The sequence below is a fragment of the Lacimicrobium alkaliphilum genome, from assembly GCF_002591895.1.
GTDB lineage: Bacteria > Pseudomonadota > Gammaproteobacteria > Enterobacterales > Alteromonadaceae > Lacimicrobium > Lacimicrobium alkaliphilum.
The window spans coordinates 63,082-78,503 of sequence record NZ_NISX01000017.1 but is presented as its reverse complement, the minus strand read 5'-3'; the positions used below and the strand labels follow the sequence as shown (position 1 = coordinate 78,503).

The 15,422-nt window shown below is 49.6% G+C and carries 10 protein-coding genes; 8 read left to right on the top strand and 2 right to left on the bottom strand.

Annotated elements, in window-relative coordinates; all coding sequences use genetic code 11:
* Nucleotides 1–3,105, bottom strand: a complete 3,105-nt coding sequence (locus CDA54_RS15285) for an efflux RND transporter permease subunit (RefSeq protein ID WP_099035903.1) — start codon at nt 3,103–3,105, stop codon at nt 1–3.
* Between the two features lie 269 nt (nt 3,106–3,374).
* Nucleotides 3,375–4,655: a citrate synthase gene (locus tag CDA54_RS15280; protein WP_099035902.1), complete on the bottom strand. Its 1,281-nt coding sequence runs from the start codon at nt 4,653–4,655 to the stop codon at nt 3,375–3,377.
* Nucleotides 4,656–5,309: 654 nt separating this feature from the next.
* Here CDA54_RS15280 and sdhC point away from each other — a divergent pair.
* The 8 genes from sdhC (at nt 5,310) to sucD (ending at nt 15,413) form a co-directional block, all read left to right on the top strand.
* A complete protein-coding gene (gene sdhC / locus CDA54_RS15275) occupies nt 5,310–5,684 on the top strand; it encodes a succinate dehydrogenase, cytochrome b556 subunit (protein WP_099035901.1) in 375 nt (124 codons plus the stop codon).
* Nucleotides 5,681–6,028 carry a succinate dehydrogenase, hydrophobic membrane anchor protein gene (gene sdhD / locus CDA54_RS15270; protein ID WP_099035900.1) on the top strand — a complete coding sequence of 116 codons (348 nt, stop codon included), beginning with the start codon at nt 5,681–5,683 and terminating at the stop codon, nt 6,026–6,028. The genes sdhC and sdhD overlap by 4 nt, the downstream gene beginning before the upstream one ends.
* Complete coding sequence (gene sdhA / locus CDA54_RS15265; protein WP_099035899.1) at nt 6,029–7,801, top strand: succinate dehydrogenase flavoprotein subunit; 1,773 nt, start codon at nt 6,029–6,031, stop codon at nt 7,799–7,801.
* A gap of 11 nt (nt 7,802–7,812) precedes the next feature.
* Complete coding sequence (locus CDA54_RS15260) at nt 7,813–8,523, top strand: succinate dehydrogenase iron-sulfur subunit (protein ID WP_099035898.1); 711 nt, start codon at nt 7,813–7,815, stop codon at nt 8,521–8,523.
* Nucleotides 8,524–8,722: 199 nt separating this feature from the next.
* Nucleotides 8,723–11,545 carry a 2-oxoglutarate dehydrogenase E1 component gene (locus CDA54_RS15255; protein WP_099035897.1) on the top strand — a complete coding sequence of 941 codons (2,823 nt, stop codon included), beginning with the start codon at nt 8,723–8,725 and terminating at the stop codon, nt 11,543–11,545.
* A 10-nt stretch (nt 11,546–11,555) separates the two neighbouring features.
* The gene (odhB, locus tag CDA54_RS15250; protein ID WP_099035896.1) at nt 11,556–13,127 is read left to right on the top strand and encodes a 2-oxoglutarate dehydrogenase complex dihydrolipoyllysine-residue succinyltransferase; all 1,572 of its coding nucleotides are present in this window, start codon (nt 11,556–11,558) and stop codon (nt 13,125–13,127) included.
* A 247-nt stretch (nt 13,128–13,374) separates the two neighbouring features.
* The gene (gene sucC / locus CDA54_RS15245) at nt 13,375–14,544 is read left to right on the top strand and encodes an ADP-forming succinate--CoA ligase subunit beta (RefSeq protein ID WP_099035895.1); all 1,170 of its coding nucleotides are present in this window, start codon (nt 13,375–13,377) and stop codon (nt 14,542–14,544) included.
* Entirely contained in the window at nt 14,541–15,413 is an 873-nt protein-coding gene (sucD, locus tag CDA54_RS15240; RefSeq protein ID WP_099035894.1) for a succinate--CoA ligase subunit alpha, read from the top strand. The genes sucC and sucD overlap by 4 nt, the downstream gene beginning before the upstream one ends.
* The last annotated feature ends 9 nt before the right edge of the window (nt 15,414–15,422 follow it).

Below are 15,422 nucleotides of genomic sequence, written 5' to 3'. Positions count from 1 at the left end.
TTACTCCGCATGAATGTTTGATAAGTAACCGTTGCCAACTATGGCTTGTGCGGGTCTGGCTTCTCCCAGCCTCAACAGGGCAGGCAGTAACACCAGAGTGAACAGAGCGCTGATAGCCATGCCACCAACAATAACAGTGGCCAGTCCCCGATAGATTTCTGATCCAACACCCGGCATCAGCATCAACGGCAACATGCCGAACAAACTCGTCAGAGTACTCATATAAACCGGGCGTGCCCGAATGCTCACTGCCAGCTCTGTGGCATCACGACAATTCAACCCTTCTGACTGGCTGCGCCGGGTCTGATCCACAAGCAATATGGCGTTGTTGACCACCAGGCCCAGCAATATGATAAAACCTATCATGGTCAGCAAATCCAGAGACTGGAAACTGAACAGATTGAGTAGCCAGAGGCTAAGTACACCTCCGGCAATGGCCATCGGCATCACGCTGAGTACTAACAAACTGTCACGGGCAGATTTAAACAGTGCGGTCATCAGTAAAAACAAAATAAAGATGGCGAGTACGAAATTCAGTGCCATGTCTGAAATGGCCTGCTTCATGCGATTGGCATTACCACTGACCTGAACGCTGGCATCCGCAGGCAAAAGGGCACGTATTTTTGGCAGAACTTCAGTTTCAAGGGTGCTCATGGCCTCTTGCAAAGAGAGCTCTGCGGGTGGATTTAGCACCAGGCTAAGCGTACGTTTGCCATTAACGCGCCGCAGCTGACTTGGCCCTACGGTACGGGTTACATTGGCCAGTTCACCTATCATCTGCACGCCTGCCAGTGGGGTGTAAACCGGTAAAGCGGCGAGCTCATCGGGATGTTGCCAGTTCTGGGCACGCAATATAACGTTCATTCTGTCGTTGCCATCAAAATACTCACTGACAAATAAGCCACCGGTCAGGGCCCTGACCATGTTAGCCATCTCTGCGCGGGTCAGACCCGCATCACTGATTCGCCGGTCATTGGGCTGTAATCTCAGTTCTGGCTCGGTCATGGCCAGTCCCGGTACCGGCTGAGCGCTGACATCAGGCATCACTTTATTAATCTGTTCGATGGCGCCTGATGCTGCTTGCATCAGCGGGTTAAGGTCGGGTCCTTGCAGGTCAATATTGATAGAACGACCATTACCACCACCAGAAACATTGATCATTGAGCCGCGAAACAGGAACGTCTGGGTATCGGGCAGATCGCTGAGCACCTGGGTGCGGATCTCTGTCATCAGCTCTTCAACCCGGGTCGGGTCGGCAGCATAAATAAAACCGCCGCTGGCATTAGGCCCAAAGGTATAAAAATTATAACTTTTGATGGTGGGCTGTTTGTCACCGTCGAGATAGGGGGCCAGACGATTCTTAATCCGCATCGCCAGCTCCTGCTCAAGAAAATCAATGTTTCCGCCGGGGGGCAGATTAAAAGAATAGAAAAAACCATCAATAGGGGCACGTGGCATAAAGTCGGTTTTCGGTAGTAACATGGCGATGATCAGCAATGAAGTCATCAGCAAACCGCCAATCCAGCCCAGGCGTTTAGTGTGGCTGTCGGTCAATACCATTAGTTTTGCCGCCAGCTTCCGCCAATACTGTTGCAGGGGATCCTCTCCCCGCTGATGAGACAGCGCAAAACGACTCACCAGAGGTACAATAGTGATGGCCGATAACATCGATGCGATTACCGCCACAGATAAGGTCAGGGCCAGATCGGAAAATAGCTGGCCTTCGATGCCCTGCATTTGCAATATGGGTAAAAAGATCGCTACGCTGGTGGCAGTAGAAGCGAACAGCGCCCCGGTAACCTGGGTGGCGCCCTTGAGTACGGCCTTTTTGTCGTCCAGCCCGGTTGCTTTCAGGCGCACGATGTTTTCCTGCACAATGATTGCCGCATCCAGTACCAGACCCACAGCAAAAGCGATTCCGGCCAGTGAAATTACATTCAGTGATCGATCCAACAGGTTCAGGGCTAAAAAGGCCACCATTACCGAAAAAGGAATGCTCAGGGCAATAATCAAAGTAGCCCGCCAGCTTCGCAAAAAAAGCCATAAAATCCCTAGTGCCAGTAACACTCCAAGGCCCAGATTGCTTTTTACCAGCATCAGGGCGTTTCGAATATGTTGTGAAGAATCAAAGCTTAAATCAATTTGCAGGCCATGCTTCGCTAGTGGCCCCTGATTCAGTTCATCAATAGCCAGATTAATATTGTCAAGTAAAGCCACTGAATTGGCACCATTAGTGCGTTGAACGGTAATATAGTAGGCCGGTGCGCCATTACGCAGGGTTAAACCGGCCCGATCGGTGAGTGTGCGTTCGACTTTGGCAATGTCATTCAGATAGACTGGAATCCCATCTGCTTCAGCAATAATGAGTTGCCCCATCTGTTCAATCTGATACTGACCGGCAAAACGCACTGTGTACTGACGCCGTCCCACATCGGCAAAACCACCGGAGGCATCGGTGGCACCAGCGAGTCTGGCGCGTATAGTACTGATGGGAATGCCTAACGATGCAGCTTTGTGGACATCGAAGGTAATCCGTACTTCTTCTGGTCGCTGGCTGTTGAGGTTAACCTGAGAAACACCGGCAATGCTGGCTAGTCTCGGTTCCACCAAATCCTCAATCACCTGCTGATAGATTGAAATATCTGTTGCCGGGTTGCTATCTGTGGTTCTTATCAGCAGCGATGCAGCGGCGGCGGTGCCCCCCTGATTACCACCTCCGGCGCTGATAACCGGATCAAAGGCGTCAACGGGTAAGGGCGGTGCCTGATTTAATCTGTTGATCACATCCAGCATCGCCCCTTGCATATCCGTACCGACTTCATAAGTAAGGGTGATGTTGCCAAAGCCGCGCTGAATATTAGTGGTAATGTCAGTGACACCAGGCGTATTGCGAACGGCATTCTCAAGGGGTTCTATGATCACGGACTCCACCTCTTCGGGTGCGGCGTTTCGCCATCCTGAACCGATGTTAATCTGAGGTTGTTCGATATCCGGAATCAGTTGTATCGGTAGCCTGAACAACGAGATAATGCCAAATACCAGCAATAGTGCCATCAGCACGAAAACGGCTGCCGGATTTTTTATACTTGCTCGGGTCAGATTCATATGTGTGGGCTTTTCTGTAAAGTTGGCAGAAGCCTAGCCTGATAGGACGTTAGCGCCATAGCTTTGCGTTCACTGACAAAAAAACCGGGGTGAAAAAGGGGCTGGTTAATACTCTGTTACAGACTGCAATATCCAGGGCCGGCAGAGTTACATTTTTTCAGCGGGTTCTTAAGCTTATCAGGCAGAAGGAAATAGGAGAGCGCTGAATAAAAAAGCCAGTCAGATAGGCTGACTGGCTTTGTAGTAATAACCCTGTTCGCTGGTAAAGGTTACTTTTTCAGCGGGGTATATTCTCTCTGCGCATGGCCGGTATAAAGCTGCCTTGGACGACCTATTTTTTGTCCTGGCTGGCTGAGCATTTCATGCCAGTGAGAGATCCAGCCAACGGTGCGGGCCAGAGCAAAAATACAGGTAAACATGTTGGTCGGAATACCGATGGCTTTAAGCACAATACCCGAGTAGAAGTCCACGTTAGGGAACAGCTTCTTCTCTTTAAAATAAGGGTCGCTGACCGCAATGCGCTCGAGTTCCATGGCCACATCCAGCAATGGATCCTTGATGTTCAGCTCAGCCAGCACTTCGTGGCAGCTTTCCCGCATAACGGTGGCGCGTGGATCGTAGTTCTTATATACCCGGTGGCCGAACCCCATCAGACGGAACGGATCGTCTTTGTCTTTAGCACGCTCAATAAATTCAGGAATACGATCTACTGAACCGATTTCTTCAAGCATATTCAGGCAGGCTTCATTGGCACCACCATGAGCCGGACCCCATAAAGAAGCGACACCAGCTGCAATACACGCGTAAGGGTTAGCACCTGAGGAGCCAGCCAGGCGCACGGTTGAAGTGGAGGCGTTCTGTTCATGATCTGCGTGCAGTGTGAAAATACGATCCATAGCTCGGATCACGGCTTCACTGGAATGGTAAGGTTCAGCCGGTACAGAGAACATCATGTTCAGGAAGTTTTCAGCAAATGAAAACTCATTTCGGGGATAGACAAATGGCTGACCCACATTGTACTTGTAACACATAGCGACAAGGGTAGGCATTTTCGCTACCAGGCGGTATGCACTGCGAATGCGCTGCTCTGGATCGGTGATATCCAGATCATCATGGTAAAAAGATGCCATTGCTCCAACGGTACCGCACAACATAGCCATGGGGTGGGCATCACGTCTGAAACCCCGGAAAAAATTATTCACCTGATCATGCACAAGCGTATGGCGGGTAATTGTATGCTTAAATTCAGCATATTGTTCGGCATCAGGTGCTTCACCATGCAGCAGCATATAACATACTTCTAAGTAGTCAGCTTCTCGGGCCAGTTCTTCAATCGAGTAACCGCGATGCAACAGCACCCCGTTGGCACCATCGATATAAGTGATATCAGATTCGCAGGAACCGGTGGCCATAAAACCGGGATCGAATGTGAAATAGCCGTTGGCGCCCAGGGGTCTTACGTCGATCACGTCATTGCCCGCAGTCCCGGATAAAATAGGAAGTTCGATTTCCTTATCACCTACCTTCATGATGGCTTTTTTATCTGCCATAAGATGCTCTCCTTCAGATTGCTTCTGTGGTGTTTAATGGAACTTTTCAGCTCTTTGCATATGCTGAGAACGCTTCCCTGATCGCAGGGAAAATCTCACATAGGCATAAAAAGTGCGGCTATTTGTACTGATATTAGCTGCTCAAGTCAATTTTAATGCGTTTTCGTTCGATATCTATTCAACTAAAGTCCAGTATTACTGAGTACTCTTAAAAGGATAAGCTGACAGCCGTTGCATTGCCAATCAGAACGGGTGCCAGAACCCGTCAAATGACCTGCGGTCGCTGACAAATTCTAATGGCATGCTTCGCAGATTATTGATCCTGAGAGGGATTTAGCGACTATTTTATCTGGTACAGGAAGGTTTTAAAAAATCAACGGACTGAAAAATGGCCGGAGTATAAAATTTGCTCACTCGATGTGTTTATATGCTGCCAGGCGCTGTTTCGGTTGTAACAAAAATTGTAATTATGCATTTGGCTGGATATACTTTGCATCGTTTAAGTATCGGTGTTTGTAGCATTTTTTTAACAAATGGCATGTCACCACGTCACTCAAAAACGACGGCTTGAATCCTTAAGGTGTTAATCCTGCGCAAAGTCGGATTAACAGCGATAAAAATTCAAACCCTACAGGGTAAAACGGGCAACAAATCGTGAAAAAACAAAGACCAGTAAATCTACAGCTTAATACGATTAGTTTTCCTCCTTCTGCTATTTCGTCCATTTTGCATCGGATTACAGGTGTCGCCATGTTTTTCGCTTTGATCTTTGTGATCTGGGCGTGGGCGGTATCTGTATCTTCTGCACAGGGCTATGCGATGGTGGTGGAATGTATGAACGGTGTGCTTGGCAAGGTGATTGCCATTGGTACGGCTTCCGCGTTTATTTATCATCTACTCGGTGGTGTCCGTCACTTGGTGATGGACATGGGCCACTGGGAAGAACTGCAGTCCGGTGATCTCAGCGCTAAAGTCGTCATCGCCCTGTGGATCGTGCTGACCATAGTAGTAGGAGTCATTCTGATATGATTACCAATCAGGCGAGTTTCAAGCGTGACGGCGTACAGGACTACGTGTCTCTGCGTACAACAGCTTTAATCATTACGGCCTTTGCGCTGTATATGCTGTGGTTTTTTGTTTCGACCCCAACTGTAACCTATGAGATCTGGCGAGATCTGTTCTCAGGTCTGGGCATGAAAGTGTTCACCCTGGCAACGTTGATCAGCATTATGATTCACGTACGCATCGGTCTATGGCAGGTACTGACGGACTATGTCAAGGCGACGGGTTTGCGTGCGGCATTACAGTTTATTTTGAACCTGATGGCTTTCGCTTATGTGGCGGTGGGCCTGTTTGTACTGTGGGGTGTGTAAGTGACTATTCCAATTCGCGAATTTGATGCAGTGGTGATTGGCGCCGGTGGCGCCGGCATGCGTGCGGCCCTGCAAATTTCTCAGTCTGGCAAATCCTGTGCCTTACTTTCCAAAGTTTTCCCGACACGTTCCCATACGGTTTCTGCCCAGGGTGGTATCACCGTGGCACTGGGTAATGCCCATGAAGATAACTGGGAATGGCACATGTATGACACCGTAAAGGGGTCTGACTATATTGGCGATCAGGATGCCATCGAATATATGTGTAAGAACGGCCCCGAAGCCATCATTGAGATGGAAAACATGGGCTTGCCGTTTTCCCGCTTCGAGAATGGCCGTGTATATCAACGCCCATTTGGTGGCCAGTCGAAAGAGTTTGGCGGAGAGCAGGCGGCTCGTACTGCCGCTGCTGCAGACCGTACCGGCCATGCCCTGTTGCATTTGCTATATCAGCAGAATGTAAAAAATAAAACAAAAGTATTCAGTGAATGGTATGCCCTTGACCTGGTAAAAAATCAGGACGGTGATGTGGTTGGTTGTACCGCTATCGATATTGAGACCGGTGAGGTGGTGTACTTCAAGTCTAAAGCCGTGGTACTGGCCACAGGTGGCGCCGGCAGAATTTTCGCGTCCACCACTAATGCCCATATCAATACCGGTGATGGCGTGGGCATGGCTCTGCGCGCAGGTGTTTCCATGCAGGATATGGAAATGTGGCAGTTCCATCCAACAGGTATCGCAGGGGCTGGCACCCTGGTGACCGAAGGTTGCCGTGGAGAAGGTGGTTATCTGCTGAATAAAGATGGCGAGCGCTTTATGGAGCGCTATGCCCCTAACGCGAAAGATCTGGCTGGCCGGGATGTGGTTGCCCGCTCAATGATGACCGAAATCCGTGAAGGACGCGGTTGTGAAGGGTCCTGGGGAACGCATCTGAAACTTAAACTGGATCATCTGGGTAAAGAGGTTCTGGAATCGCGTTTGCCGGGTATTCTGGAGTTGTCCCGTACCTTTGCCCATGTGGATCCGGTAAAAGAACCCATTCCTGTTATTCCTACCTGTCACTACATGATGGGCGGTATCCCTACTAATGTTGATGGTCAGGCTTTGCGAGTTGATGAGCAGGGCAATGAACATACTGTTAAGGGCTTGTTTGCCTGCGGTGAAATTGCCTGTGTATCCGTGCATGGTGCTAACCGTCTGGGCGGTAACTCGTTGTTGGATCTGGTTGTTTTTGGTCGTGCCACGGGTATGCATCTGGGCAAAGCACTGGATGAAATCGGTGATCAGCGTGATGCGTCTGAGTCTGACCTGGATGCCGCAATGTCACGCTTTAATCGCTGGGAAGGTTCCGACGTGGGCAAAGGCGAAGATCCGGTACAGATCAAAAAAGACATGCAGGAGTGCATGCAGCTTAACTTCTCTGTTTTCCGGGAGGGCGACGCGATGGCTAAAGGCCTGGCTGAGCTCAAAGAGATTCGTGAGCGCCTGCAAAATGCCCGTCTGGATGACAAGAGCAACGACTTCAATACTCAGCGTATAGAATGTCTGGAGCTGGATAATCTGATGGAAACGGCTTACGCCACTGCCGTTGCAGCTAACTTCCGTACGGAAAGCCGCGGCGCACACAGCCGTTTCGATTATCCCGATCGTGATGATGAAAACTGGTTGTGCCACAGTGTCTATCGGCCTGAGTCTGAGTCTATGCTCAAGCGCCAGGTTAATATGTCACCTAAACTGCGTGAGGCCTTCCCACCGAAGGCCCGGACTTACTAGAGGAGCATAAGATGAAATTGAAATTCTCAATTTATCGCTACAATCCTGATGTCGATAATGCCCCTCGCATGCAGGACTATGAGCTGGACGTGGAAGAAGGCCGTGACATGATGGTGCTGGATGCACTGATTTTGCTTAAAGAACAGGATCCGACACTGGCATTCCGTCGCTCATGCCGTGAAGGTGTTTGTGGGTCTGACGGCGTTAACATGAACGGTAAGAACGGACTGGCATGTATTACACCGTTGTCTGCTCTGGGTAAAGGTAAAGTCGTCGTGCGCCCATTGCCTGGTCTGCCGGTGGTGCGTGATCTGGTGGTGGATATGAGCCAGTTCTATACCCAGTACGAAAAAATTAAGCCATATCTTATCAATGATGACACCAAGCCTCCGGCACGGGAGTATCTGCAAAGCCCTGAAGAGCGCGAAAAGCTGGATGGTTTGTATGAGTGTATCCTGTGTGCCTGTTGCTCAACATCCTGTCCGTCGTTCTGGTGGAACCCTGATAAATTTATTGGTCCTGCCGGGCTGTTGCATGCATATCGCTTCCTGGCTGACAGCCGGGACACGGCGACAGAAGAACGACTCAGTGAATTGGATGATGCGTTCAGCGTATTCCGTTGTCATGGCATTATGAATTGTGTCAGCGTTTGTCCGAAAGGGCTGAATCCGACCAAGGCCATTGGTCAGATTAAATCCATGCTCTTGCAACGCGCTGTTTAATTGAGGTTTATCCGACAGTGAGATTGCAACGTAGTGGATTAGTGATTAGATAAATGTTGATCGGTGAATAGCCATCCATAACAGGGTGGCTATTTCTTTATTAAAAGGGGCACATTTTTGACATGTAGCACCTTGAAATTCGACGCTACGGCGTCAGTACAGAATAGTTAACTCCTGTCTTAATGATTAAGGGACAAAAATGCTAGAAAGCGTGATGAAAGCATGGTGGGATTCATCTCACATGGCTGGTGGAAACGCTGCTTATATAGAAGAACTCTATGAAGCCTATCTGGATGATCCTAAGAGTGTCTCTGAGCAGTGGCGTGAAATTTTCGACCAGCTACCCAAGGTAAATGGCGTCGAGCTTGAGTCAAAACACAGCGAGATCCGCGAACAGTTCCGCGCCATGGCTCAAATGGGGCCCATGAGTCGTGTCAGTGCTGCCCCTGCAGGCTCCTCAGCCAGTGATCTGAAGCAGGTTAAAGTCTTACAGTTGATTAACGCGTATCGTTTCCGCGGACATCAGCATGCTAACCTGGATCCGCTCGGCCTCTGGAAACAAGAGCGGGTCAGGGATCTGGAACCGTCTCATCATGAACTGAACGAATCTGACTTTGACACCATTTTTAATGTGGGATCCTATGCCATTGGCCAGGAAACCATGCCTTTAGGTGAATTGTTCAAGTCTCTTAATCGTACTTACTGCGGCTCCGTCGGAGCTGAGTATATGCATATCACTAATACTGAGCAGAAGCGATGGTTACAGCAACGTTTCGAGTCTGTTCAGGCCCAGCCAACGTTGAGCCGGGACACCAAAGTTGGAATTCTCAAGGGGTTGGTCGCCGCTGATGGTATGGAAAAATACCTCGGTTCTAAATTCCCCGGAGCTAAGCGTTTCTCATTAGAAGGGGGGGATGCTCTGATCCCCATGCTGAAGAACCTGATTAGCCATGCGGGTAGCAACGGCGCCAAGGAAGTGGTCGTTGGTATGGCTCACCGGGGTCGTCTGAATGTTCTGGTAAATGTACTGGGTAAGAATCCGTCAGTGCTGTTCGATGAGTTTGCCGGAAAGCATGATGAATCACTGGGTTCCGGCGATGTGAAGTATCACGCCGGTTATTCTTCTGATTTTGCTACACCAGGCGGTAATGTGCATCTGGCAATGGCCTTCAACCCGTCACATCTGGAGATCGTTAACCCGGTTGTTATCGGGTCGGTGCGCGCGCGTCTTGATCGCAGAGATTGTAAAGACGGCTCTGCTGTATTACCGGTTACTATCCATGGTGATGCGGCTATTGCTGGCCAGGGTGTGGTGCAGGAAACCTTTAATATGTCGCAAACCCGCGGTTTTGCCGTAGGCGGCACCGTGCGTATTGTGATTAATAACCAGGTAGGTTTCACTACGTCTAAAATTGAAGACGCCCGTTCGACCCAGTACTGTACCGATATTGCCAAGATGGTACAGGCTCCCATATTCCATGTGAATGCGGATGACCCGGAAGCGGTGATTTTTGTGACCAATCTGGCCATCGATTACCGCAATACGTTTAAACGGGATGTGGTGATTGATCTGGTTTGTTACCGTCGCCATGGACACAATGAAGCCGACGAGCCCAGCGTTACTCAGCCGCTTATGTATAAGAAGGTCAAGAAGCATCCGGTTGCCCGCCAGCTGTATGCCGATCAGCTTATGGCCGAGGGCATCATTGAAAAACATGAAGTAGAAAAACTGGTCAGTGATTACCGTGCAGCCCTTGACCATGGTGCTTGCGTGGTTGATGAATGGCGGCCTATGACCGAGCACTCTGTTGACTGGTCCCCTTTCATTGGTCACGACTGGGATACTGAATACGACGGCGCGCTGTCTTTAGACAAGCTGAAAGAGTTGGGTGAGCGAATCTGCCACTTTCCTGAAGAGTTTGCACTGAATTCCAGGGTCAAAAAACTGTATCAGGACAGAGCTGCGATGATCGCCGGCGACAAAAAGCTGGACTGGGGCTGTGCTGAGTTACTGGCCTATGCGAGTATCGTTGACAGAGGCAGTCGCATTCGTATTTGTGGCCAGGATTCTGGTCGCGGCACCTTCTTCCATCGCCACGCTGTACTGCACAATCAGGAAGACGGTCAGACCTACATGCCATTGCAGCATGTGTCCGATGAGCAGGGGCCGATCGAAATTTATGACTCTGTACTTTCAGAAGAAGCGGTGATGGCCTTTGAATATGGTTATTCTACTGCAGAGCCTGGTTGTCTGACCGTCTGGGAAGCCCAGTTTGGTGACTTTTCCAATGGCGCGCAGGTAGTTATTGATCAGTTTCTGAGTTCTGGTGAACATAAATGGGGGCGTCTGTGTGGTTTAACCTTGTTGTTGCCTCATGGTTATGAAGGGCAGGGACCTGAGCATAGTTCAGCAAGACTGGAGCGTTTTTTACAGTTATGCGCTGATCATAACTGGCAGATTTGTGTGCCATCGACACCGGCTCAGGTTTACAATATGCTGCGCCGGCAAATGGTTCGTCCAATGCGTCGCCCTTTGATTGTAATGTCACCTAAATCTCTGCTGCGCCATGCCCAGGCCACGTCCAGTCTGGAAGAACTGGCAGAAGGTCAGTTTAAGAATGTCATCGGCGAGATTGATGATATGGATGCCAAGAAGGTTAAACGGGTGGTGATGTGTTCCGGCAAGGTTTTCTACGATTTGCTTGATCAGCGTCGTAAGAATGAACAGGATGATGTTGCCATTATTCGCATTGAGCAACTGTATCCGTTCCCTCATGATGAGATTGCTGAGGTTCTTAAACCTTATCAGCATGTTAAAGACTGGGTATGGTGCCAGGAAGAGCCGCAAAACCAGGGCGCCTGGTATTGTAGTCAGCACCATTTTTATGCTGCGATCCCACAAGGGACCAAGTTAACTTATGCAGGGCGTTCTGCATCTGCTTCGCCAGCCGTAGGCTATGTTTCATTGCACAATCAGCAACAAAAAGCGCTGGTTGAAGATGCATTATCGATAAAGAAATAAAGGGACCACTATGACCATTGAAATTAAAGTTCCGGTATTGCCCGAATCCGTGGCCGACGCCACTATTGCCACCTGGCACGTTAAACCCGGTGACAGTGTCTCCAGAGATCAGAATCTGGTGGATATAGAAACCGATAAAGTGGTTCTTGAAGTTGTGGCGCCAGCTGACGGCGTGATCGGTGAAATAATCGAAGAAGAGGGTGCCACTGTAGGCGCCGAACAGGTTATTGCCAAGCTGGATGAAGGAAAGTCATCGGGCGGTGCATCATCTGAGAAAAAATCTGACGACAGTAGCGACGATAGTGAGGATGACGCGAAGGATGAGGATGACTCTGATGATAAAGACACCGAGAAGAAGCAGGCCCCAACCAGCGGTAAAGGCGAAAACATGGAAATAAAGGTGCCGGTATTACCTGAGTCTGTAGCCGATGCGACTATTGCTACCTGGCATGTTGAGCGGGGTGAGTCGGTATCCCGGGATCAGAATCTGGTGGATATCGAAACCGACAAAGTGGTACTCGAAGTCGTGGCACCAGCTGACGGTTCACTTTCAGAGATCCTTGCTAAAGAAGGCGATACGGTGACCGCAGAGCAGGTAATTGCAAACTTTAATGCAGGTGGTTCAGGTTCGGCAGAGTCGAAAAGCAGCAAGCAGGAACAGTCAGACTCCGAAAGTGACGACAGCAGCAGTGATGCGTTGAGTCCATCTGTACGCCGTTTGCTTGCAGAGAAAGGGGTGGATGCCGCTAAGGTAAAAGGTACTGGCAAGAATGGCCGTATTACCAAAGAAGATGTAGAAAAATACCTTAAAGCTGATGATAAGTCCGACAGTAAAGGCTCAGGTGAACAAGCCACGCCTGCTGCTGTGGCAGGGACTGCTGATCGCACTGAAAAACGTGTGCCGATGACGCGCCTGCGTAAGACCATTGCCAATCGCCTGTTGGAAGCGAAAAACTCTACCGCCATGCTCACTACCTTCAACGAAGTGAATATGAAGCCGGTGATGAGTCTGCGCAAGCAGTATCAGGAAGCCTTTGAGAAACGCCACGATGTTCGGCTTGGTTTTATGTCTTTCTATGTTAAGGCAGTAGTGGAAGCACTTAAGCGTTTCCCCGAAGTGAATGCATCTATCGATGGTGATGATATCTGTTACCACAACTATTTTGATATCTCTATGGCGGTTTCAACACCCCGTGGTCTGGTTACACCTGTGCTGCGTGATTGTGACCAATTGTCGATGGCAGATATTGAGAAAGGGATCAAGGAACTGGCAGTCAAGGGTCGCGATGGTAAGCTCTCAATGGCTGATTTGCAGGGCGGGAACTTTACCATTACTAATGGTGGGGTGTTTGGCTCATTGATGTCGACGCCGATTATCAATCCACCACAAAGTGCAATTCTCGGTATGCATAAAATTCAGGATCGCCCCATGGCAGTAGATGGCAAGGTTGAGATTCTGCCGATGATGTACCTGGCCTTGTCTTATGATCATCGTATTGTCGATGGTAAGGAATCCGTGGGCTTTTTGGTCACCATCAAAGAGTTACTCGAAGATCCGACGCGTCTGTTACTCGACGTTTAATACCAGAGGGGTTGCCGCAAGGTGACTCCGCTACAGTACAGTCTCTGCTATGGTTAGTCATAGCAGAGTAGAGTGCTTAGTTCACAGATTGTTCTAAGTGCACGCGGTTTATATCTATCGGTATTAGACCGCGAATTTGGGGGGGACCCCGCGAGCCGGCATAGTTGCCGGATAACCCGCCGGAATGTGAATTTCGGTAAATTCTGACTGCTGATGCAGTTTTTCGCAAAAAAACGGAAAGAACACCATGAACTTGCATGAATATCAGGGCAAAAAACTCTTTGCCGAATATGGTTTACCCGTTTCCGAAGGGTACGCTGCCGAGACACCTCAGGCGGCAGTAGAGGCTGCTGAGCGTATTGGCGGTAGTGAATGGGTGGTTAAGTGTCAGGTACACGCCGGTGGCCGTGGTAAGGCTGGCGGTGTCAAACTGGTTAAAACCAAAGATGAAATTCGTCAGTTTGCTCAGCATTGGCTGGGTAAAAACCTGGTCACATTTCAGACTGATGAACACGGGCAACCGGTTAACAAGATCCTGGTTGAATCCTGTACCAATATCGATCAGGAACTCTATTTAGGTGCTGTTGTTGACAGAGCCAGCCGCCGTATCGTTTTCATGGCATCTACCGAAGGTGGTGTAGAGATAGAAAAGGTTGCAGAAGAAACACCGGAAAAAATTCTCAAAGCGTCTATCGATCCTCTGGTTGGTGCTCAGCCTTATCAGGCTCGTGAAATCGCTTTTAAGCTGGGCCTTGAAGGCGTTCAGATCAAGCAGTTCACGAAGATTTTCCTGGGTCTGGCGAAGATGTTTGAAGATCTGGATGTGGCGCTTATTGAAGTGAACCCACTGGTTATTACCAGTGATGGTGATCTGCATTGTCTGGATGCGAAACTCGCAGTAGACGGCAACGCACTGTATCGTCAGTCTAAAGTTCAGGATATGCATGATCCTTCACAGGAAGATTCCCGTGAAGCGCAGGCTGCCAAGTGGGAGCTGAATTATGTGGCGCTGGATGGCAACATCGGTTGTATGGTTAACGGAGCCGGACTGGCGATGGGTACCATGGATATCGTTAAACTGCATGGTGGCTCACCGGCAAACTTCCTCGATGTTGGTGGTGGTGCAACGAAAGAACGTGTAACTGAAGCGTTTAAAATCATTCTCTCCGACAGCAATGTACAAGCCGTTCTGGTGAACATTTTCGGTGGTATCGTACGCTGCGACATGATTGCCGAAGGCATCATCGGCGCGGTAGAGGAAGTGGGCGTCAATGTTCCTGTTGTCGTGCGTCTTGAAGGCAACAATGCCGAACTGGGCACCAAGAAACTGGAAGAATGTGATCTGAATATTATTGCCGCTACCAGTCTGACCGATGCAGCTGAGAAAGTGGTAGCCGCAGCGGGAGGTGCAGCATGAGCGTCTTGATTGATAAAAATACCAAAGTGATCTGCCAGGGTTTTACCGGTGGTCAGGGTACCTTTCACTCTGAGCAGGCGATTTCTTATGGAACGCAGATGGTTGGTGGTGTAACGCCGGGTAAAGGCGGTACTGAGCATCTTGGCTTACCGGTATTCAATACTGTACGTGAAGCCGTCGAAGCGACAGGCGCCACGGCGTCGGTGATTTATGTTCCGGCACCATTTTGTAAAGACTCTATTGTTGAAGCGGCTGATGCTGGTATCGAACTGATCGTTTGTATCACCGAAGGTATTCCGACCATCGACATGCTGTACGTGAAAGAGTATATCGACCAAAAAGGTGTGCGCATGATTGGGCCAAACTGCCCTGGCGTAATCACCCCTGATGAGTGCAAGATTGGCATCATGCCCGGTCACATTCATAAGGCCGGCAAAGTGGGTATCGTATCCCGCTCCGGGACGTTGACCTACGAAGCGGTTAAACAGACTACTGATGAAGGTTTCGGCCAGTCCACCTGTGTCGGTATTGGTGGTGACCCTATCCCGGGCTCCAACTTTATAGACATTCTGAAGCTGTTCGAAGAGGATCCGAAAACGGAAGCCATCGTTATGATTGGTGAGATCGGTGGTACAGCAGAAGAAGAAGCTGCAGCTTACATCAAAGATCATGTCAGCAAGCCTGTTGTCTCTTACATCGCTGGTGTAACAGCACCTCCGGGTAAGCGCATGGGCCATGCCGGGGCCATTATCTCTGGTGGTAAAGGTACCGCTGATGATAAGTTCAGTGCGCTGCAGGATGCGGGTGTTACCACAGTGCGTTCACTGGCCGAGATTGGCAAAGCATTGCGTGACGCAACTGGTTGGTAAAATACAGCG

Bases quoted from the DNA above. Each gene is read 5' to 3' on its own strand.
- sucD (WP_099035894.1), top strand. From the start codon at position 14,541: ATGAGCGTCTTGATTGATAAAAATACCAAAGTGATCTGCCAGGGTTTT.
- sucC (WP_099035895.1), top strand. From the start codon at position 13,375: ATGAACTTGCATGAATATCAGGGCAAAAAACTCTTTGCCGAATATGGT.
- CDA54_RS15255 (WP_099035897.1), top strand. From the start codon at position 8,723: ATGCTAGAAAGCGTGATGAAAGCATGGTGGGATTCATCTCACATGGCT.
- CDA54_RS15285 (WP_099035903.1), bottom strand. From the start codon at position 3,105: ATGAATCTGACCCGAGCAAGTATAAAAAATCCGGCAGCCGTTTTCGTG.
- CDA54_RS15260 (WP_099035898.1), top strand. From the start codon at position 7,813: ATGAAATTGAAATTCTCAATTTATCGCTACAATCCTGATGTCGATAAT.
- odhB (WP_099035896.1), top strand. From the start codon at position 11,556: ATGACCATTGAAATTAAAGTTCCGGTATTGCCCGAATCCGTGGCCGAC.
- sdhD (WP_099035900.1), top strand. From the start codon at position 5,681: ATGATTACCAATCAGGCGAGTTTCAAGCGTGACGGCGTACAGGACTAC.
- CDA54_RS15280 (WP_099035902.1), bottom strand. From the start codon at position 4,655: ATGGCAGATAAAAAAGCCATCATGAAGGTAGGTGATAAGGAAATCGAA.